This window comes from Citrobacter portucalensis, assembly GCF_023374935.1.
In the GTDB taxonomy this organism is placed as follows: domain Bacteria; phylum Pseudomonadota; class Gammaproteobacteria; order Enterobacterales; family Enterobacteriaceae; genus Citrobacter; species Citrobacter portucalensis.
Genome location: NZ_CP092466.1, coordinates 52,698 through 72,360 on the forward strand (window position 1 = coordinate 52,698; position 19,663 = coordinate 72,360).

19 protein-coding genes are annotated in these 19,663 nt (G+C 47.9%); 8 read left to right on the forward strand and 11 right to left on the reverse strand.

Features of this window, described 5'->3' with window-relative positions:
- The first annotated feature begins 205 nt into the window (after positions 1-205).
- Positions 206-1,024 (forward strand): lipoprotein NlpA, encoded by an 819-nt coding sequence (gene nlpA / locus LY264_RS00255; protein WP_032945419.1) that lies wholly within the window; start codon positions 206-208, stop codon positions 1,022-1,024.
- A 28-nt stretch (positions 1,025-1,052) separates the two neighbouring features.
- On the opposite strand, the gene LY264_RS00260 is transcribed toward nlpA, so the two are convergent.
- Both LY264_RS00260 and LY264_RS00265 read right to left on the reverse strand, forming a co-directional pair.
- The gene (locus LY264_RS00260) at positions 1,053-1,955 is read right to left on the reverse strand and encodes a carboxylate/amino acid/amine transporter (RefSeq protein WP_003827166.1); all 903 of its coding nucleotides are present in this window, start codon (positions 1,953-1,955) and stop codon (positions 1,053-1,055) included.
- A gap of 25 nt (positions 1,956-1,980) precedes the next feature.
- Entirely contained in the window at positions 1,981-2,925 is a 945-nt protein-coding gene (locus LY264_RS00265; protein ID WP_048227379.1) for a LysR substrate-binding domain-containing protein, read from the reverse strand.
- Between the two features lie 146 nt (positions 2,926-3,071).
- Between LY264_RS00265 and LY264_RS00270 the strand changes: the two genes are divergently transcribed.
- Positions 3,072-3,848, forward strand: a complete 777-nt coding sequence (locus LY264_RS00270; RefSeq protein WP_048227345.1) for an SDR family NAD(P)-dependent oxidoreductase — start codon at positions 3,072-3,074, stop codon at positions 3,846-3,848.
- Positions 3,849-3,887: 39 nt separating this feature from the next.
- Here the strand turns inward: LY264_RS00270 and LY264_RS00275 are convergent, their stop codons facing one another.
- Together LY264_RS00275 and LY264_RS00280 are read right to left on the reverse strand one after the other, a co-directional pair.
- On the reverse strand, positions 3,888-4,178 hold the full coding sequence (locus LY264_RS00275; protein ID WP_162623446.1) for a putative quinol monooxygenase: 291 nt from the start codon (positions 4,176-4,178) through the stop codon (positions 3,888-3,890).
- A 16-nt stretch (positions 4,179-4,194) separates the two neighbouring features.
- On the reverse strand, positions 4,195-5,202 hold the full coding sequence (locus tag LY264_RS00280; RefSeq protein ID WP_048227344.1) for a zinc-binding alcohol dehydrogenase family protein: 1,008 nt from the start codon (positions 5,200-5,202) through the stop codon (positions 4,195-4,197).
- Between the two features lie 104 nt (positions 5,203-5,306).
- Here LY264_RS00280 and LY264_RS00285 point away from each other — a divergent pair, with 104 nt between their 5' ends.
- Entirely contained in the window at positions 5,307-6,209 is a 903-nt protein-coding gene (locus tag LY264_RS00285; protein WP_048215260.1) for a LysR family transcriptional regulator, read from the forward strand.
- A 36-nt stretch (positions 6,210-6,245) separates the two neighbouring features.
- Here the strand turns inward: LY264_RS00285 and LY264_RS00290 are convergent, their stop codons facing one another.
- From LY264_RS00290 to LY264_RS00300, 3 genes are all read right to left on the reverse strand, one after another.
- Positions 6,246-7,742, reverse strand: a complete 1,497-nt coding sequence (locus tag LY264_RS00290; RefSeq protein ID WP_003827181.1) for a C69 family dipeptidase — start codon at positions 7,740-7,742, stop codon at positions 6,246-6,248.
- A gap of 342 nt (positions 7,743-8,084) precedes the next feature.
- Positions 8,085-8,549, reverse strand: coding sequence for a hypothetical protein (locus LY264_RS00295; protein ID WP_003827183.1), 465 nt, complete (start codon positions 8,547-8,549; stop codon positions 8,085-8,087).
- Positions 8,546-9,319, reverse strand: coding sequence for a winged helix-turn-helix domain-containing protein (locus LY264_RS00300; RefSeq protein WP_048227343.1), 774 nt, complete (start codon positions 9,317-9,319; stop codon positions 8,546-8,548). Before LY264_RS00300 ends, LY264_RS00295 begins: the two co-directional genes overlap by 4 nt.
- A 577-nt stretch (positions 9,320-9,896) precedes the next feature.
- Between LY264_RS00300 and LY264_RS00305 the strand changes: the two genes are divergently transcribed.
- The 3 genes from LY264_RS00305 (at position 9,897) to LY264_RS00315 (ending at position 14,644) form a co-directional block, all read left to right on the forward strand.
- Positions 9,897-10,514 carry a helix-turn-helix transcriptional regulator gene (locus LY264_RS00305; RefSeq protein ID WP_048227342.1) on the forward strand — a complete coding sequence of 206 codons (618 nt, stop codon included), beginning with the start codon at positions 9,897-9,899 and terminating at the stop codon, positions 10,512-10,514.
- Between the two features lie 75 nt (positions 10,515-10,589).
- Positions 10,590-13,394, forward strand: coding sequence for an intestinal colonization autotransporter adhesin MisL (gene misL / locus LY264_RS00310; protein WP_048227341.1), 2,805 nt, complete (start codon positions 10,590-10,592; stop codon positions 13,392-13,394).
- Positions 13,395-13,612: 218 nt separating this feature from the next.
- Positions 13,613-14,644 (forward strand): IS630-like element ISEc33 family transposase, encoded by a 1,032-nt coding sequence (locus LY264_RS00315; protein WP_001395480.1) that lies wholly within the window; start codon positions 13,613-13,615, stop codon positions 14,642-14,644.
- Between the two features lie 19 nt (positions 14,645-14,663).
- On the opposite strand, the gene LY264_RS00320 is transcribed toward LY264_RS00315, so the two are convergent.
- From LY264_RS00320 to LY264_RS00330, 3 genes are all read right to left on the reverse strand, one after another.
- Positions 14,664-15,080: a Rap1a/Tai family immunity protein gene (locus LY264_RS00320; RefSeq protein WP_240498931.1), complete on the reverse strand. Its 417-nt coding sequence runs from the start codon at positions 15,078-15,080 to the stop codon at positions 14,664-14,666.
- Positions 15,081-15,441: 361 nt separating this feature from the next.
- A complete protein-coding gene (locus LY264_RS00325) occupies positions 15,442-15,618 on the reverse strand; it encodes a hypothetical protein (RefSeq protein ID WP_048227340.1) in 177 nt (58 codons plus the stop codon).
- Between the two features lie 172 nt (positions 15,619-15,790).
- Positions 15,791-16,015 (reverse strand): SymE family type I addiction module toxin, encoded by a 225-nt coding sequence (locus LY264_RS00330; RefSeq protein ID WP_165612496.1) that lies wholly within the window; start codon positions 16,013-16,015, stop codon positions 15,791-15,793.
- Between the two features lie 136 nt (positions 16,016-16,151).
- Here LY264_RS00330 and LY264_RS00335 point away from each other — a divergent pair, with 136 nt between their 5' ends.
- Together LY264_RS00335 and LY264_RS00340 are read left to right on the forward strand one after the other, a co-directional pair.
- On the forward strand, positions 16,152-16,343 hold the full coding sequence (locus LY264_RS00335) for a toxin-antitoxin system HicB family antitoxin (protein WP_071692550.1): 192 nt from the start codon (positions 16,152-16,154) through the stop codon (positions 16,341-16,343).
- Positions 16,344-16,353: 10 nt separating this feature from the next.
- Positions 16,354-18,174 (forward strand): P-loop NTPase fold protein, encoded by a 1,821-nt coding sequence (locus LY264_RS00340; RefSeq protein ID WP_048227339.1) that lies wholly within the window; start codon positions 16,354-16,356, stop codon positions 18,172-18,174.
- A gap of 130 nt (positions 18,175-18,304) precedes the next feature.
- On the opposite strand, the gene LY264_RS00345 is transcribed toward LY264_RS00340, so the two are convergent.
- Positions 18,305-19,342: a virulence RhuM family protein gene (locus tag LY264_RS00345; RefSeq protein ID WP_048227338.1), complete on the reverse strand. Its 1,038-nt coding sequence runs from the start codon at positions 19,340-19,342 to the stop codon at positions 18,305-18,307.
- Between the last annotated feature and the right edge of the window lie 321 nt (positions 19,343-19,663).

Genomic DNA, 19,663 nt, shown 5'->3' on the forward strand with positions numbered 1-19,663 from the left:
GCCGGATGGCACTTCGCTTATCCGGCCTACAGATAACCTCATGTCACCAGCCCGGTCAGCGTAAGCGCTACCGGGCATTTTTGTCCATATGTCTGCTTTATGCTTTTTTCTTCTTGCTGATGCTTTTTCGTTTTTTAAACCGCAGCGGCCTTCCCGCTATAGTCATTTCATTACTCATCAGGCGGTTATTGCAAAAGGATAAAACGTGAAGCTGAAGATACCTTATTTCGGGGCCGGGGCGGCGGTATTACTGGCGGGATTATTGCTGGCAGGATGCGATCAACAGAGCAGTGATGCAAAGCATATCAAAGTGGGTGTAATTAACGGTGCTGAGCAGGATGTAGCGGAGGTCGCGAAGAAAGTCGCTAAAGAAAAATATGGTCTGGAGGTGGAACTGGTGGGTTTTAGCGGTTCTCTGCTGCCCAACGATGCCACCAATCATGGTGAGCTGGATGCCAACGTCTTCCAGCATCGCCCGTTCCTTGAACAAGATAATAAAGCACACGGCTATAAGCTGGTCGCAGTGGGCAATACCTTTGTGTTCCCGATGGCTGGTTATTCGAAGAAAATCAAAACTGTCGCTGAACTAAAAGACGGTGCAACGATTGCGATACCTAACGATCCTACCAATCTGGGCCGGGCGCTGTTGCTGCTGCAAAAAGAGAAGTTAATTACGCTGAAAGCGGATACCGGCCTGCTGCCAACAGCGTTGGATATCACTGATAATCCTCGGCATCTGAAAATTATGGAACTGGAAGGTGCGCAGTTGCCGCGTGTGCTGGACGATCAGAAAGTGGATGTGGCGATTATCAGTACCACCTACATCCAGCAAACCGGGCTTTCGCCGGTACATGACAGCGTATTTATTGAAGACAAAAACTCACCGTATGTGAACATTCTGGTGGCGCGAGAAGACAACAAAGATGCCGAGAATGTGAAAGAGTTCCTGCAATCTTATCAGTCACCTGAAGTGGCGAAGGCGGCAGAAACTATCTTTAACGGTGGCGCGGTTCCGGGCTGGTAATCATGACCTTTTGCCGCGCCGGTTGGTGTTAAACCGCTCTGGCGCGGCGACGTGAGTCCATTGAGATAAGTATTACCGAAGAGAGGATCAAAAGCGTGCCCAGCCAGTCTGGCAGGGTAAAGGTAATACCTAACAGCAGCAGGGACAGCAATGCGCTGCTCAACGGTTCCGCGCAGCTTAAAATGCTCGCTTTCGGTCCGCCAATCATCTGCGCGCCTTTCAGGTACAGGCTAAACGTCAGCGACGTGCCGATGACCACCAGATAGAAAAACGCCAGAATCAAACTGCCATTCACCACGAAATTAGTGCCCTGTCCGGCATAAAACGGCAGCAGGATCATGCCGCCGATTAACATACTCCAGCCGACGACCGGCAGCGTGCCGTAGCGCGCGATAAGCGTTGAGGGGTAGGTGGTGTAGAACGCGGCGGCAAACGCCGAGGCAATTCCCCAGAACAGCGCGGCAGGTGAGATAGACAGCGACGTCGGGTTACCGTGGGTGACCAGCAAGAAGGTGCCGATAAGCGAGGTGAAGATCGCAGTCAGAACTAAAATCCCCGGTCGTGCTTTGCGCACCACGGAAAACCACGCCACGATTATGGTCGGTGACAAAAATTGCAGCACCGTCGCGGTGGCGGCGTTGGATTTTTCAATAGTCAGCAGAAAGGTTAGCTGTACGGTGAGCGCCCCAACCACGGAAAAAATCAGCAGGCTGATGGCGTCTTTGCGGTTTTTGATAATGGAGAACACTTTGTCGCCGTGAACGAAAGAGAGCATCAGCAGAATGAGCCCGGCGAAAATCAGGCGCGTCATGGTCAGAAACTGCGACGACATCTGGCTTTGCTCCATGATGTATTGCGCGCAAACGCCTGAACTTCCCCACAATACGGCGGCAATCAGGACGTTCATCATCCCTCTTCTGGTGGAACTCATCTTTCCCTCGGCATGTTGTTTTGTTTTATTTGTGTGCAGGCATCATAGCAGAGATGGTTGTGATTTCTGCCAGCACATCCGCAATCAGCCAGTCATTAAAGACTTTTACCTCCGGGCGCATTACCGCGTGCTGTGGCGTAACAATGTAGTAAGACCACGCCAGAGGCCAGCGGGTGTTGGGATGAAGCTGAACCAGTTGTCCGTCTGTCAGTAGCTGCTGCACCAATGCTCTACGCACAATGGCGACACCTTGACCGCTGAGCGCCGCCAGAATCACTGCAGAGGTAGAGTTGATGTGCAATCCACTGTCGCGAACGGCAGGTGCCTGGGTGGCGGTCAGGACATCATTCCAGCCCGGGAAATTGGCGCCGGGGTGGGGAGTGTCATCATGGATAAGCTTCTGTGCGGCCAACCATTCTCCACAGGATATTTTATCTACTGGCACAATACGTGGGCTACAAACCAGAACCGCTTCTTCATCCATCAGCCAGGTTTTATTTACCCCAGGCCAGTCGCCTTTACCGCAACGTACGCCCAGATCCGCTTCGCCATGAGCAACATCCATCAGCTTTTCCGTCACGTTCAAGCGTAATTCTATGTTTTCATGCGCTTGTGAGAAGCGATTGAGGCGGCTCATCAGCCAGTTCATCACCAGTACCTGAGAGGCCGTGATGATCACCACCGAGCGCGCCCGTCGGCCGCGTAACTTGTTCAGCCCAGATTCCAGGCTATCCAGTCCTTGGGTTATTTCACGCAACGCGTCCTGTGCTTCGCTGACCAGCGTGAGACGCTCTTTGCCTGAACGGGTTCGATGCAGCAGCGGGTGGCCAACCCAGTCTTCCAGCGCACGAACCAGTTGCCCAACGGCAGCCGGAGTGACCCCCAGTTCCTGCGCCGCACCAGTAAAACTGCCGTGGCGGGCTGTGGCCTCAAAAGCGTGTAACCATTTAAGCCGATTAAGCGAGCGCATCAGGTCATTTCCCGTTTTGTGAATATCTTCAGTATATGCCATCGAGATAGATTTTCTTTCTCGGTTCGCTATTTCTTCTCATTCGTCAGCGCCTCAGGGTAGTGGCATTGTTAGCGCATTAACGAATACTTGAAACGAGGCTAGCGATGAACACATTATTTGTCGGCAAAAAACTGTTAGTGGTGGGCGGTACCAGTGGTATCGGATTTGAAACCGCAAAACTGATCCTCCAGGGTGGTGGTCGAGTGGTGCTGGTTGGCAATCGTGCCAAGAAAGCGGAACGGGCCCATCGGGCGTTGGCGGAGCTGGGTGACGTCTCTGTCATTGTGGCGGATCTGATGTCAGAAGCGGGCGTTAAGCAGGTGATGGCAACGGTGAATGCTGAGCACAAAGACATCAACCTGTTAGTAAATGCAGCTGGGGTTTTCTTCCCAAAACCTTTCACTGACCATGAAGTTGAAGATTATGAACTGTACATGAGCCTCAACCGCGCGACGTTTTTTATCACCCGCGATGTCGTGCGTAATATGGTGGCGGCTAACATCCAGGGTGCCATCGTGAATATTGGTTCGATGTGGGCACAACAGGCAATTGGCGCAACACCTTCTTCAGCGTACTCAATGGCAAAAGCGGGCCTGCATGCATTAACTAAAAATCTGGCCATCGAGCTGGGGGCGAATGGGGTCCGCGTCAATGCCGTTTCGCCAGCAGTGGTGCATACACCTATCTACGAAGGATTTATCCCGAAAGAAGACGTACAAGGTGTGATGAGCAGCTTTGACAGCTTCCATCCGATTGGTCGGGTTGGTACGCCGCGTGATGTGGCTGAATCCGTCGCGTTCCTGTTGTCAGACAAAGCGCAATGGGTAACTGGCGCTATCTGGGATGTGGATGGCGGTGTTATGGCCGGACGTAATGGCTGATGGAAATCCCCCGCACAGCTGCGGGGGAGCGTCGAGACATTAAGGCTCAATCGGCGTCAGATAATCCAGCCGTAGCGGTTCGGCTAGCAGATCGTTCATTTGTAGAATGAACGCCTGGAAATGTGGCAGAGCGATATGCTCATCCAGACCGGCCTGACCGCGCCAGGATTCGCGCACGTAGAACACATCCGGCGTGTCGCGTAACTGGAACAGGGCATATTCAATATTGCCCGGCTCCCGGCGCGTGGGCAGCAGCAGAGCTTGTAGCGCCTGTTTCAGTGCGTCGATTTTCCCCGGTTTGGCTTTCAGTACCGCAATAATTGAAATCACGTCAGAATCAGACATGTTAAAACCCCTCCAGCACGATCTTGCCGACCGAACGACCGGTTTCAATTTGCGTGTGGGCTTTTTGCAGATTTGCCGCGGTAATCGCGCCAAAATGTTCGCCCAGTGTGGTACGGAGGGTGCTGTCGTCGATCAGCTGCGCCACGCGGGTCAGTAACTGATGCTGCGCAATGATGTCGTGGGTTGTGAACATCGAACGGGTAAACATAAACTCCCAATGCAGCGAAATGCTTTTGGCCTTCAGCGGGCGCGCATCGAGAGTTTGTGGATCGTCAATCAGCGCCAGTTTGCCCTGCGGCGCCAGTGTGGCAATAATTTGCGAATAGTGCTGCTCGGTATTGTTCAGGCTGGCAACGTGCGTCACCTCTTTAATGCCTATCCGTGCCAGCTCTTCCGTCAACGGCTTGCTGTGGTCAATCACATGATGAGCGCCCGCTTCACGTACCCATTTCTGGCTCTGCGGACGTGATGCGGTACCGATGACGGTCATTTTGGTCAGCTTACTGGCCAGTTGTGTCAGAATAGAACCGACGCCGCCAGCCGCGCCAACAATCAATAACACATCATCTTCATTGCCATTTTCCTCAACGCCCAGACGGTCGAACAGCATTTCCCAGGCGGTGATAGCGGTCAGTGGCAGCGCCGCAGCAGAAGCATTATCCAGTGTTTTTGGCTTCAGCGCGGTAATACGTTCATCAACCAGCTGAAATTCACTGTTACTGCCAGCGCGGCCGAGCGCTCCGGCGTACCAGACTTCATCGCCGGGTGCGAACAGGGTGACGGCTTCGCCCACGGACTTCACCACGCCAACGGCATCCCAGCCCAGCACACGCGGCACATCAGCGTTAAAACCTTCGCGGACCTTGGTATCAACGGGGTTGACGGAAATGGCTTTCACTTCAACCAGCAGATCGTGCCCGGTAGCAACTGGCATGGGCAGGTCAATCTCTTGTAAAAATTCAATGTTATTGCCGTCGGTCGCGGCGCTGGTAATGGCGATGGCTTTCATATTCTCTCCGGTCACAGGAATCAGTTGAATAATTCGATGGTAAACCGGTAACAGAACGGGAAAAATAGCCCTACGGCGACAGGACTTATACTCGGGGAGTGAAAATGTTCCGGCTTGAAGATCTCACGTTGTTTGTCCGCGCCGCGGCGCTGAATAGTTTTAGTGATGCTGCGCGCGAAGTCGGCGTTCAGCCTGCTCAGGTCAGTTCAGCTATCAAGCGCCTGGAGTCTACGTTGGCTATCCGCTTGTTCGCCCGCTCCACGCGCAGCCTGCGCCTGACGCCAGAAGGTGAAGTCTGGTTACCCTATGCCCGCCAGATGCTGGATGTAATGCATGCCGGGCTGCAAAAAATTCAGACCCCGGAAGATGAAGTGTCAGGCACGCTGCAAATCGCCGTGCCTTCCGATCTCGGTCGTAACCTGCTGCTACCGGTCTTTCAGTCGTTTCGACGCCGCTATCCCGCGCTGCGCCTGCGGATTTTTTTCTCCGACCAGGTAACGGATGTCTTTAAAGACCCCGTCGATGTTGCGTTTCGCTATGGCAACACCGAAGACGCGTCCTACATTGCGCTGCCGGTTGCACCGGGTAACCGACGCGTGCTGGTGGCATCACCGGAATGGGTTGAGCAAAACGGCGCGCCGCAAAAACTGGATGATTTAACACAGCTCAACGCCATGACTTTCGTATTACGCGGCCGCCTGCACGATCGCTGGACGTTTACGCGCAACGGCGAGGTCAGCAGTGTGCAGGTTAACGGCACCATTATGAGTGACGATGCGGAAGTGATCCGGCGCCTGGCGATTGCCGGAGAAGGTGTGGCGTACAAGTCGTGGCTGGATGTCAGCGAGGATGTGCGTGACGGTCGATTACAACTGCTGATGCCGGATTATCAGGGAGAGAAAGTCCCGCTGAATATGATTTGCCCGCATCGGAAACAGCTTTCAACCGCGGTACGCCTTCTGCACGAGGCGGTGAAGGCACGGTGTGAAATGCTGGCGCAAAGCTAATAAGCGCTTTACGCCAGAATACTATCGCGTCGTTACTCAGTCTTTTTTCGTTGCATTCGCAAAGAAAATATCAGACTGAATGTCTTTAGTACGGATGGTAAATAGCTGATTGGTTAGATCTTCCGTCAGCTTCTCGGCGTCGGCCATGATGCGCAGGTTGAAGTCATTCAGCATCTTATCCGCGGCGGGTTTATCGGTTTTCGCCATCTTCAGATACTCTGCTTCGACCTCTTTTTGCTCCTTCGCTACTTTATCTTCCCACGCTTTGTAGGCTTTTTTGACGATCGGCGCGAGCTTCGGATAATCGGTCATCGTCAGCGTTTGTAATTTACGATATTTCCAGTAGATAGACTGATCGTCCGCTTTATCGGTACCCATCGTGTAGTTAGCCGGATACGCTTTCAGGCCGCTGTAGTACGGAACAAAGGCGGTGAGGTCAGCCATGCCCAGGCCAATGTAGGTCGTTTCACCAATCTCTTTTGGCAACCACGGACGGACCTGCATGACGTGCGCTTCATAGGTACGGAAAACGCTGACCGGACGCCATGGCTCTTTGCCGTTCAGACCGTTGGTGTACGGGTCATGGCTGGTCCCTTCATAGTGACTACGCAACACGGCCTTCACATCGTCCAGCGTCATTTTCTTCTCTGGCGTCATGAAGACCGGGAATTCGCGCCCTTTGGCCATATCCTGATTTACGGAAGGATTGAATTCTTTCTGGATGGTCCATACACGAGGGTCGTTATACGTGCGGTCACGCTCGTCATCACGGGTATAGGCTTTGGAGAAGTTGAATTTACCGTCTTTCGCCGGATCGTACAGTCCTTTTTCAGTCGCAAATTGAATCAGGTTTTTTGACGCCATCATGTCCGGATTTTTAGGATCGTAATCCTGTAAGCGGCCCTGATTACCGGTGGCAAAATACTGGTTATTCGGCAGACGCTGCGCCATCCACTGGTGGCCGCTACCGGTTTCCAGGTACCAGATCTCGTTATCGTCGACGACGGCAACGCCAAAACCTTCGCCTGCGCCGACGGTCTCAACGATATGGCCCAATAGCGCCACAGCTTCACGTGCGGTTTTACTTTGTGACAGCAGAATATCCGGGATATCGTCTTCGGTGATCCCTTTATCCTCAACGTACGGGTCGGCGGCCAGTGCTTTCGGTGAGGCAAAAATGGATTCTGTACCGCTCACGCCGACACCCAGCTCGTTAAATCCGGTCGCGCCGTGCAGTTGGGTTTTCCAGTTTGGGACAGTGGTATAACGCAGAGAGTTTTTCGGCAGTGGCCAGGTAAAATCATTCGCACCATTATGTGCTTTGGTGCTGTATACCCCGGTCTGATTTTGCTTTGCCGGATGAATGACAAAATGCTGTGCTTTCAGGGCATCGCTGTCTGCGCTACGGGCGACCAGCATGGAGCCGTCCGCTGATGCTTCGTTGCCGACCAGCAGGGTCGTACAAGCAAAACCTGATGAAACAACGGCCAAATTTATAGAAAGTGCAATCAGGCACTTTTTAAAAGTAAACATTACGTATCCCTCATATGTACGCCAAAAATACACCGGAAACACACCGTTTCCTGAAATGCGATAACGCCTGAACGCTCAGACATTGCTCGCGAGAGAGATAAACGCCCCTGCCCACGTCTTCTCCAAATATCCATCCGTAGGTTGAAGTCTTCTGGGCAAAATATAACGCCCATTTCGCTTAATTATTACGCAACGGATATTATGATATTCAGGATGTTTCCTGATTCGCGATGAAGAATAGCAATGGGTTATGTGTGGATTCAGTGACCCATGTCGCGTAAGTCAATGATGACAAATGTGAATTTCATTGAGGGGCCGTGCTTTTTGTTTCCGGATATGATGTTACCTTTTGCGGCAATACAGCGAGGGCACATTGGAGCTGGCAAAAATCCATGCACCTTTATACTCCTCCATGACCAGGCTCAGGCTTCGTCCGCTTTGGCGGTAAAATCCAGGTAATGTGTCGTTAATATCCGCTTCATCAGCGGTGTCAGCGAAGGTTTTGACAACCTGCATCGCCTGTAGCACTCGGGCATCGCGCTTTTGGGTGTAGTTAAAATAGATGTTCCTGCTAATGTCTGAGGTATTACGCCCGTACAGTTTGCCGGTAATAGTGGCCAGGCCTTCACTGTTGTACATCCGAAACGATAACGTACCGGTAAAGCGGTTGCTGCCAATATTCCATTCCATGTTACCGATGCAATTCAGCGGTTTGTCGGCATAGCGTGAATGCCATAACCATCCGCCTGAACCGAGCACAGTAACCAGCCCGGCCACGAGCACTATAAGGTGGCGTGTTTTTTTCATTGCCCGCGCATCCAGTAATAATGAGTAGAACAAAATGCGTTAGCATCCACCCGTGCATCTTTATCACAGACAAATGCCACGATCCTTTCCGCTTTGCTGTAACCGGTAAGAAACACGTGCTTGTTGTTTTCACAGAGATAGGGATGTAACTGCATCAGATTGAAATAGCCTTGCTGGTCGTGTTCATTTGGTGAGTAATAGATTTTGCAATTTTGCCGCGATGGCGTCTGCATGGAAGCCTGGACAAATTTACTAAACGGCATAACAGGGCGCGTTTGATACCACACCAGCCAGATGATCAACGTGGCAATCACTGCACTGGCGCTAAATAAAACCTCAAACCAGGGTATCTGCGTCATTTGTTGTGGTGTCGAAGGAATTATCTTTGCGGGGGTGATTTCTTCAATAACCGGCGGCGGGGAAACTTCACTCTGTTGAAGCGTTATTGTCTCTACTTGCGTATTCTCATTTAATCTGAGCCCGCGTCGGGAAATAGTTTTCACCGTATCACGAGGCAACCCCACGTCCGCCAGCGCGTTTCGTAGCGTCAGAATAGCCTGGTAAAATGTGTTGGTGGTGGTCACATTATTTCTTTCACCCCAACCAATTGTCATCAACGTGTTCTGGGAAACAATGTCACTTGCGTGAGTAATTAAATAGAGAAAACAGAGCGAGGCAGGGAGCTGGAGCTGAATTGCTCGCCCGGTCTGACGATTGACCAGACTTTTGCTATCAGGATTAAATTCGACCAACTGATTGATAAGGTACAATTGCCCAGCCCTCAGTAACCAAAACGAATCACAGCGTGCGCTAACGCATCCTTTAAATTTTACATCCAAATCGAAAATGCGCCTCACTCTTTGTTCGTGAACGAAGATAAGAATTTCACTTATTCATTAAAACTTCTTTAAATACAACATGTTAGCAATCTTATTTCTTAGGTGAGAATTAACTAAGGTTAAATAATGAGAATTCATTACAGTTTTATCTGAATTATCTTTATATTTGTCCACAACATGACAAGGGTGATTGAGTTATCAGAATTACGTAATTAGTAAGTAACTTTTATGCAGGTTGTTTTTTAGCAAATAGTGCTTTTTTACTGTTTATCCTGGAATCTGAATTTATGCATAAAATTCCTAATGCATAGGTTGTTATTCTGAGATAAAGCTTAAATAAGCTTAGCGCAATCGTATTACTCACAGACCATACATATTAGTACATCAGGAGTTTATTACATTTTATTAGCGCCACTGTTATTAACTGACAAGGAACGTACTACGTGTTGGATTGACACATTTATTTACCAATGAAATATTTATGGAAAAATAACAGGAGTCATTTTTGATGAAGAGATCACCGTCACAGATTGTTCGTTGCATAAGCTGTGAATTATCCTGTCAATTATTTCCGGATACTGCGGTTCGCGCCAGTTACTGCCACCGTGCCGCTTTTGCGATCTGGCCTGAGGGGAATGGTTTTCTGCAAAAAGGAATTATTGAAAAGCTTCTTCTTAATAATCAAAACCATTTGTCGCGTGGGTTTATTTTTGTGGACTTTTCTTTCCCGAATCTGCGCTTGTTTGCCGACCCGCAATGGGTTGACCGGCTTGCCTACAGCGGTATGCATATTGTGTTGATAGCAGACAGGAACCTGGCGCCGTTAGCCAACTACTGGCTGTCCAAAAGCAATAAAATACAAGGGATTATATATTCTGATGATGATGACGAAGTTCAACATCAGAAAATTAGGCGACTCTTTACTGGTCATCTCGCTAACAGCAAACGTGGACGCTCACTTAACTATACTGAAATGATATTACTGAAGCGTTTTGTGTCAGGGAAAAGTATTCAGCAAATTACCAAAATAGATAATATCGATATTAAGAAAATATATGTCTACAAGCTCAGGCTTGAAGATAAGTTAGGCCATAGTATTCATCAAATATTGTCGAATATTTTATAACGTATTTTTGAGTTTTATTATTTTCACATCCTTGCGATGTGGTGGACGCTCTACGCCTGAAAGCAGGAGGCTAATATGCCAAATCCCAAATCTTATTCTCGTATTGCCATAGCGGTTTCAGCCGCATTAACCTCTATGGTATTTTCAGCTCAAGCGGCATGGGTTGACGTTGATAGTCTACCCTCCACCGGACTGGTTAGCAGTCTGCCCCCGGAATTGCAGGCAATAATTCCAGCGCAGGCAAATGCCAGTTTCGCTAAAACCAGCGCCATGCCGAATTATGTTTATCAATGGAGTGCGGGCACTATTCCCATTTATGGCAATGGATTAACGATTAATGGACCCGGCGCTGAAGCTTTTGAGCACTCTGTTACCGTTATTCAGAACAGTACAACGGGTAGTCCGGGCGTTATTTTTGGGGATGACCTGACGATTCGCACGCAGTCGAAGAATGCCGCCAATAATGGTAAAGATGTTGACGGTATCCGCACGCACGGGGCCAATACGCCGGATAACCCGGTCTTTATCATCACCGGGGATCGCACCAGTATTTATGTGGACGGTCAGGATGGTGACGGTATTAACGCCGGTTACAACTCCTATAGCCAGGGTTGGAAGGGCTCGGCCAGCATTTACGTCGGCGACGATCTGTATATTCAAACCACCGGTTCCCAGGGACGTGGTATCACGGCAAACGCGATGAAAGACGCCACGCAGGCCAAAAATACAATTGTGGTCGGCGACCGGGCACACATTGTGACGACAGGTGACAGTTCAGAGGGTCTTCGCACCGGGCAGAGCGGTTCCTTTATACTGCTTGGCAATGACGCCACCATTGAGACTTCGGGTGCTTCTTCAACAGGGATTTATGCCGCCTCATCGTCCAAAACGGAACTGGGCAACAACGCGACGATTACGGTCAACGGCGTCAGCGCTCATGCGGTTTATTCCACCAACGCGACCGTGAATCTCGGTGAAAACGCAACGATCAACGTGAACAGTTCGGCGAAAGCGGCGTCATACAGCAAAGCGCCACGCGGCCTGTATGCGACTTCACGCGGGGCGATAAACCTGGCAGGCGGTGCCGCCATTACCATGGCGGGCGATCACAGCAACGAAAGTTATGCCATCAGCACTGAAACGGGCGGCATAGTAGACGGTTCTACTGGCGGGCGTTTTCTTATCGACGGCGATCTTCATGCCGCTGGCGCGACTGCTGCAACCAGCAGCCTGCCGCAGCAAAACAGTACCATTAAGCTCAACATGACCGACAACTCGTTGTGGAGCGGGGCGTCATATATCACCAGCGCCACTGCCGGGACGGGCGTTATCTCGCTGCAAATGAGCGACGCGACCTGGAACATGACTAACAGCTCAACGCTCACCGACCTGACGCTGAACGGCGGGTCAGTGGTGAACTTTGGGCATGCTGACGGCGAACCGTGGCAGACGCTTACCATCAATGAAGATTTTACCGGGAACGGCGGCAAACTGGTTTTCAATACTGTCCTGAATGACGATACCTCCGAAACCGACAAGCTGAAAGTGCTCGGCAACACCGCGGGTAATGCGTTTGTGGCGGTGAATAACATTGGCGGAACCGGGGCGCAGACCATTGAAGGTATTGAGATCATCGAAGTGGCCGGTAATTCTGACGGTACTTTTGAGAAAGCGGGCCGTATTGTTGCCGGAGCGTACGACTATAACGTTGTGCAGAAAGGCAGTAACTGGTATCTGACCAGCTTTATTCCTGCTCCGCCGGATCCGGAAGACCCGGACCCCGTCGATCCGCATGACCCTGACCCTGTTGATCCGGACCCGGTTGACCCTATTGATCCAGACCCGGTCGATCCTGTAGACCCGATTATCCCTGAGCCGGAAGAACCTGTTGCGCCTCCTGTCACTGAGCAGCAATACCGTCCGGAAGCAGGCAGTTATCTGGCGAACAACTATGCGGCTAACACGCTGTTTATGACCCGACTGTACGATCGTCTGGGTGAAACGCAGTACGTCGATATGCTGACAGGCGAGAAGAAAGTTACCAGCCTGTGGATGCGTAACGTTGGGGCGCATACCCGCTTCAAAGACGGTAGCGGGCAGTTGAAAACCCAAAGCAACAGCTATGTGATGCAGCTAGGCGGCGACCTGGCGCAGTGGAGTAGCGACGGTCTTGACCGCTGGCACCTCGGCGCGATGGCCGGTTATGCCAACAGCCAGAACCGTACGCGGTCCAGCCTGACCGGCTACCATTCACGTGGCCAGGTCACCGGTTACAGCGTGGGGTTGTACGGCACATGGTATGCCAATGACGCCGACAAGACCGGCACCTACGTAGATACCTGGGCGCTGTATAACTGGTTTGATAACAAAGTGATGGGCCAGGAGCAGGCAGCAGAGAAATACAAATCCAGCGGGATAACCGCTTCGGTTGAAGCCGGTTACAGCTTCAAACTGGGCGAAAGCGAGCGCAACAGCTACTGGCTGCAACCGAAAGCGCAAGTGGTATGGATGGACGTGCAAGCCGACAGTCACCGCGAAGCGAACGGTACCCGAGTGAAGGACAACACCGATGGCAACCTGATGACCCGTCTGGGCGTGAAAGCCTTTATTAATGGTCACAACGCCATCGACGACGGTAAATCTCGCGAGTTCCAGCCGTTTGTTGAAGCCAACTGGATCCACAACACGCAGACGACCAGCGTGAAGATGGACGATGTGAGCAATGACATGCGCGGCACCAAAAACATCGGCGAGCTGAAAGTCGGCGTTGAAGGTCAAATCACTCCGCGACTCAACGTGTGGAGCAACGTGGCCCAACAGGTCGGCGACAAAGGCTACAGCGATACCCGCGGTATGCTCGGGGTGAAATATAACTTCTAATGTAAGTGAGTAATGGAAAAGCCGCTGATTCACCGATCGGCGGCTTTGTTTTTTGGGGGAATCGTAGGCCGGATAAGCGCAAGCGCCATCCGGCAATACAAGCTGAGTGCAGTACTAAATAGCTGCGCGGAATAGTAGATCACTGAAAGGGAACTCAGCCCGGATTGTGCGATCTGATCAATCGCCAAACCAACCAAAATCACCAACCGGACTGAGCGATGCCGATCATAGTACCAATACCCCGTGGCGAACGACGCCTGATGCAGAAAGCTATTCATAAAACGCGTGATAAAAATCATGCCCGCAGACTCACGGCCATGCTGATGCTTCATCGGGGTGAACGGGTCAGCGATGTTGCCAGAACTCTCTGTTGTGCCCGTTCATCCGTTGGTCGCTGGATTAACTGGTTTACGCACTCAGGTATTGAAGGCCTGAAATCCTTACCCGCAGGGCGCTCCCGACGCTGGCCTTTTGAACATATCTGCACCCTGTTACGTGAGCTGATAAAGCATTCTCCCGGCGATTTTGGTTATCAACGTTCACGCTGGAGCACCGAATTACTGGCAATAAAAATCAATGAGATAACCGGTTGCCAGTTACATGCAGGAACCGTTCGCCGCTGGTTGCCATCTGCGGGGCTTGTATGGCGCAGGGCCGCGCCAACTCTGCGTATCCGTGACCCACATAAAGATGAAAAGATGGCGGTAATCCACAAAGCGCTGGATGAATGCAGCGCAGAGCATCCGGTATTTTATGAAGATGAAGTGGATATCCACCTTAATCCTAAAATCGGTGCGGACTGGCAGTTGCGCGGACAGCAGAAACGGGTAGTGACGCCGGGGCAGAACGAAAAATACTATCTGGCCGGCGCACTGCACAGTGGCACGGGTAAAGTCAGCTACGTGGGCGGCAACAGCAAAAGTTCAGCGCTGTTTATCGCTCTGCTGAAGCACCTGAAAGCCACTTACCGGCGGGCGAAAACAATCACGCTGATCGTTGATAACTACATTATCCATAAAAGCCGCGAAACACAGCGCTGGTTGAAAGCAAATCCCAAGTTCAGGGTAATTTACCAGCCGGTTTACTCGCCGTGGGTGAATCATGTGGAACGGCTATGGCAGGCACTTCATGACACGATAACCCGTAATCATCAGTGCCGCTCAATGTGGCAGTTACTGAAAAAGGTCCGCCATTTTATGGAAACCGCCAGCCCATTCCCCGGAGGAAAACATGGTCAGGCAAAAGTGTAGCGGTATTAGGCGCAGCTATTTAGCTATTACTATTTTTGCTACAGGCAAGTTCTTTGCCTAAAGCAATCATGGCCAATTCAGAAGGACTGTATTTTGTTCGTTCTTTAGGATGAGTCTGAAGATAATTCCCAACAATATCAGCTTCCTGTCCAATCGTTATGCGCTCATTACAGATGATATTCTCTTTTGCTAGTGTTCCCGCTACACCGGCAACAAAAGACATATACATGACCGCAGTCTGTTCATCCCGAACGTTCAAATAATCAAAACCTTTTTCATACAACTGATAGCCGTGATAAAGCGAGTTGCCGTCGATATTCAACGTCGATTTTGCCAGTGCTGATGTTGAAAGACAGAACAATAACACGACAGGAATGGAAATTTTATTGATCATACGAGCACCAACCACCCTTATGATGTGAACCTGTACCACCATGCGGATGTTCGCCTTTTGGACATGCAAAAGCGGTGGATGATGCGGTGATTGCGACGAGAGCGATAACCATTGCCATGAATAATTTTTTCATATGTAACCCAATGCTTTAATTTATTAGAAACGAGGCTGCCCTTTCCTGATTAAAGAGAAAGGATACCTGTGTATTTTTATCAGTATTATAATGTGGTGTTTATTGTGCTGTCATGTTTATCGTTTGGCATAGGTCATCAGGATAGTATTATCATTATGCTTTTTCATGTAGGGGTTGAACAATCCCTGATGCGTTGCCGATTCATGGATAATAAACTAAAATTTCAAATGTCATAATTATTGTTCTTCCCCATGAGTTTATAACGCATTTTTATTTATTTGGAGCCATTGATTCATCAAAGAAATTATCTCCATTAACAATATTGTCAGAATGAATGTCACATTTTGCACATTGAATCCTGGCTTTCAGTAACTGAATTTTTATTTCTTCGATTTTTTCATCGTCATCAATCGAAAAGCTTGTGTCTGGTTTTGCGTGGTGATTCATTTGTTTGGGTTCCCGTTACACTTTGGCTTCATTTGCCAGGAGAGTAAGCCGGATAAGCGTTCGCGCCATCCGGCACCAGCTGAGCCTGTAAGTAACGCTTACAGGCTCAGCTATACGTTACTGGAGAGTTGCTAGTGTGTTCTCAATTTTTTCAACCTCTGATGTGCTTCTTTCAGCTCATCTTCCCTTGCTCGCCGTAGATCATCAGGACGATACAACCCTTCATCACTTTTACGGTAACCTGTTGTCCGGTATCAAACCCTGCTGCGCGCAGCCACTTGCCGGAAAGAATAATTTTGGGTGTGGATTTGTCGAAAACATTCGGGCGATATCCCACAATTACCGAACGTTCGGTTCCGGATTGGTCGGTGTCTGAGGTAGAATGCGAATCAGCCATAATCAACTCCTTGATAGTTGGCGAGGTTAGCTCTCGTTGGGTACTGCGAATACCGGACGAGAGCGTTTATAAGTCAGGTCGCCAGATACAAAGGTACGTACCTGATTGGTGGTATACTGCTCTTGTAGGTACGTACATGCCAACAGCTAAACGCGACCCAAATCAGTCTAAATCTGGAAAAGCACCAACTTTCCAGATTCGTATCACACCTGAGTTAAAGGCGCAATTCGAGGCTGCGGCAAAGGCAGAGGGAATGAGTTTGGGGAATTGGCTTAAAACATTAGCTCGCAATGAACTTTGCCGGTTAGGGATTAAACCTCATAATTGAGAGTGTCTTTATGATGACCTCGACAAATGCAAGAAAAGAAAATAATAATGTGATTAGTTATCTAAATTATTATTTTTATGAAGATATTAATAGTGATTATGCTGTGCTCCTTAACGGTCCGTGGGGTAGTGGGAAAACTTATTTCATTAAAAATAAATTATTTAAAGAAGATCATGAATTAACAAAACCTCTCTATATTACATTAAATGGACTAACTTCCATTTCTGAAATTACAGATCAGTTCTTTTCTCAACTACATCCAAAGTTATCATCTAAAGCATTTAGAATGCTAGGTGTTATAGCATCTAGAGCTATTAATGGATATGCAGGAACGGAAGTAGCCAAAGATGAAAATGATAAATCTATTGTAAAAGACATTTTCCTTAATATAAAAAATAAAATTATAATATTTGATGATCTAGAAAGATGTTTAATTCCTATTCAAAGTATTTTAGGTTATATAAACGCTTTTGTTGAGCATGATGGTTGCAAGGTATTAGTCGTTGCAAGTGAGAGTGATATACCTGCAACTCAAAGAGAAGACTATCTTTTAAAAAAAGAAAAGACAATAGGGAAAACTATTTCATTAATACCATCTGTGGGAGAGGTTATTGATTTTTTTTGTGATACAATAAAAAATAATCTGGCAAAAGAAAGTATTTTAAAAAATAAAAAAGATATACTAAAAATCATCAATGATTCTGGTAGTGTTAACTTCAGAAGTGTTCGCGCAATTTTTGGGGATTTTGAGAGACTAGTTGTTAATTTTGAGAGTTATCTAAATAAATCTACTGTTGCCATAAAAAAGTTGCTAACATCAATGTTAGCTTTAGGTATTGAACACCGACGTGGTAATCTTTCTTCCGAGGAAATAGAAAATATCCCAACTAACTCTTTTATCTATTCATTAACTAATAGTTCACCTGGAAAAATTGATATTATTATCGGAAAATATTCAACAGTTGATTGGTTTGATCCTGTTTTACCTTATGATTCAATAGCTAAAGTCTTCTCTGTTGGTGTGATAGATATAGATAATATCGCGACTCACCTATCTCAACATCCTTTGTTATCTGTTGATAAGTACTCACATTTTTGGCGAGATTTATGGAGTTGGACTGACTTAACAAGAAGTAAATATTTAATAGCTCTTAATGGATTAAAAGGACAACTTGAAAAGTATGAGATAGTTGAACCTGAAGTGATCTTGCATGTTGTAGGGATTGTATTGAGTCTGGAAATGAAAAATGAAAAGTCACTAACATTAGGGATAGATGTTGTCTCCTATTTTAAAAAATATGTGCGCAACCTTTTGGAAAAAGGATTGTTATTACCAGACATAGAGTTTTTTAGTGAATTACACAGCTCAAAATATAATTTAGGGTTCATATGTAGTGACAAAGAGGAATTCACAATAATTAAAGAGTATCTGAGTGTTGCTGTAAATGATAGTTTCTATTCTTTACGGAAAAAGAGTTATCCGGATTTTTTATTTTCATTGTTTAAAAACTCAATGGAATATTCGCGTTTGTATGAGTATGGTATTAGTGAAGGTAATTATGGTGGTGTTCCATTTTTACATTTAATACCTCCGGGTTATTTTTCTCATATGATTATTAATGACTGGAAGTGTAATAAAACACTCCTTGCATCTTTGTCAACAAGATATTCACGAGACTTACATAGTAAAAAGTTAGTTGATGAATATATATGGTTAAAAAAACTAATGAAAATGACTTATATAGTAGCCAATAATGCAGAAGAACCACAAAAAACACAATTAATTAGTGACTTGGGTTATTATTTTGAAAAAATAGAAGAAAAGATCTAAAAATATAATGTGTCTTTAGTTAGTTAAATTTTTCTCTGTTTAGTCGGATCATTAAATATATTCAATTTTTTGATAGTTTCTTAATCCCAATACCAATAAATAATTCTCATGTTTACTGGGAGGTTCAGCCCTACTTCCTGCCCTCTTTTCCCCACTGTAACAACTCCACTATCTCCTTCTCACCCTCGGCTTCTTTTAATCGCCGCTGCTGCTCGGCAAATTGGCTATATTCCGCCTGTGCTTTGTCGTCTGCCATTTTTTTGCTAATTTTACCTGGACCTTGCAGAACGTCGCGGTCGTTGAATTGCAGGAACTGATCCAGCTTATCCTGCCAGTCGCGTAAAAAGACCTGCTGACGACGACGGGCCTGATCCTCGGCAAAATCCAGCCACATGTTAACCACGCGATTAAGTTCGCTGACCTCATCCTGAGTGAGATAATTTTTGGCCACCGTCACGTCACCCTTACGCACCTCTTCACCTTTATAATTAGTCAGCCCCATATGCGGCTGGCTGGCATTAGCACGCTGATGAATGAGTTCAGCAGCCGTGTGGCCGGTACAGGCAAAATGTAGCTTATTCTGGATGGTTTGAAAAAACTGCGTGGTTTCTTTCAGTGATGGTTGATAGTCGGCGGCTAACGCAAAGATCTCTCGTACCCGCAAATAAACCCGACGTTCGCTGGCGCGAATATCGCGGATACGCTCCAGCATCTCATCGAAATAGTCGGGTACAGCCGATGAACCCACGGGCGGATTTTTCAGCCGCTCATCGTCCATCACAAAACCTTTGATTAGATACTCCTGTAGCGTCTGGGTTGCCCACTGGCGGAACTGAACACCGCGGGGTGAACGAACGCGATAACCAACAGCAAGTATTGCTTCGAGGTTATAGTGATCTATCTCTCTGGAAACTTGGCGTTTTCCTTCCTGGCGAACTATCCGGAATTTCCGGATAGTTGAATTTTGAGCAAGCTCGCCTTCAGAGAATATGTTGATTAAATGCTCGTTAATGGTACGAACATCTTTATCGTAGAGATCTGCCATTGCAGTCTGAGATAACCAGATGGTATCTGACTCAAAGCGACATTCAACACGCACACTCCCGTCATCACTGGCAAACATAATAAATTCGCCTGTTGGGGATTGTGATAGGTGTTTATTTGACATGTCGCCTCCATTTTAACCTGACTAATCGCGTAGCAATCAACGTAGTATGCCAGAGATCAACGCGGGATAAAGGCAGCTTAAAAGAGATGTGATTTAAGAAGAACTTACTTGAGGAATTTTGGCGGAAGATCACAGGAGTCAAAAAACACGTGTAACGTAATGTTTTTATTGCTTTAAAAATATTTAACACATCAATAATATACACATCGCTATACACATGAGCGGATGTGCTTATTTTTCGCACAAGCTCAAACTACGAAAAAAACTTTTTTTACGGAAAACTGTTCACACTGTTCACTCGCCATTATTTGTCTTTAATTT

Excerpts from the sequence above, each read along its gene's own strand:
- LY264_RS00290 (WP_003827181.1), bottom strand. The coding sequence starts at position 7,742 with ATGTTTACTTTTAAAAAGTGCCTGATTGCACTTTCTATAAATTTGGCC.
- LY264_RS00265 (WP_048227379.1), bottom strand. The coding sequence starts at position 2,925 with ATGCGCTCGCTTAATCGGCTTAAATGGTTACACGCTTTTGAGGCCACA.
- LY264_RS00260 (WP_003827166.1), bottom strand. The coding sequence starts at position 1,955 with ATGAGTTCCACCAGAAGAGGGATGATGAACGTCCTGATTGCCGCCGTA.
- misL (WP_048227341.1), top strand. The coding sequence starts at position 10,590 with ATGCCAAATCCCAAATCTTATTCTCGTATTGCCATAGCGGTTTCAGCC.
- LY264_RS00315 (WP_001395480.1), top strand. The coding sequence starts at position 13,613 with ATGCCGATCATAGTACCAATACCCCGTGGCGAACGACGCCTGATGCAG.
- LY264_RS00320 (WP_240498931.1), bottom strand. The coding sequence starts at position 15,080 with ATGGTGGTACAGGTTCACATCATAAGGGTGGTTGGTGCTCGTATGATC.
- LY264_RS00270 (WP_048227345.1), top strand. The coding sequence starts at position 3,072 with ATGAACACATTATTTGTCGGCAAAAAACTGTTAGTGGTGGGCGGTACC.
- LY264_RS00340 (WP_048227339.1), top strand. The coding sequence starts at position 16,354 with ATGATGACCTCGACAAATGCAAGAAAAGAAAATAATAATGTGATTAGT.
- LY264_RS00280 (WP_048227344.1), bottom strand. The coding sequence starts at position 5,202 with ATGAAAGCCATCGCCATTACCAGCGCCGCGACCGACGGCAATAACATT.
- LY264_RS00335 (WP_071692550.1), top strand. The coding sequence starts at position 16,152 with ATGCCAACAGCTAAACGCGACCCAAATCAGTCTAAATCTGGAAAAGCA.
- LY264_RS00325 (WP_048227340.1), bottom strand. The coding sequence starts at position 15,618 with ATGAATCACCACGCAAAACCAGACACAAGCTTTTCGATTGATGACGAT.
- LY264_RS00305 (WP_048227342.1), top strand. The coding sequence starts at position 9,897 with ATGAAGAGATCACCGTCACAGATTGTTCGTTGCATAAGCTGTGAATTA.
- LY264_RS00330 (WP_165612496.1), bottom strand. The coding sequence starts at position 16,015 with ATGGCTGATTCGCATTCTACCTCAGACACCGACCAATCCGGAACCGAA.
- LY264_RS00295 (WP_003827183.1), bottom strand. The coding sequence starts at position 8,549 with ATGAAAAAAACACGCCACCTTATAGTGCTCGTGGCCGGGCTGGTTACT.
- LY264_RS00345 (WP_048227338.1), bottom strand. The coding sequence starts at position 19,342 with ATGTCAAATAAACACCTATCACAATCCCCAACAGGCGAATTTATTATG.
- LY264_RS00285 (WP_048215260.1), top strand. The coding sequence starts at position 5,307 with ATGTTCCGGCTTGAAGATCTCACGTTGTTTGTCCGCGCCGCGGCGCTG.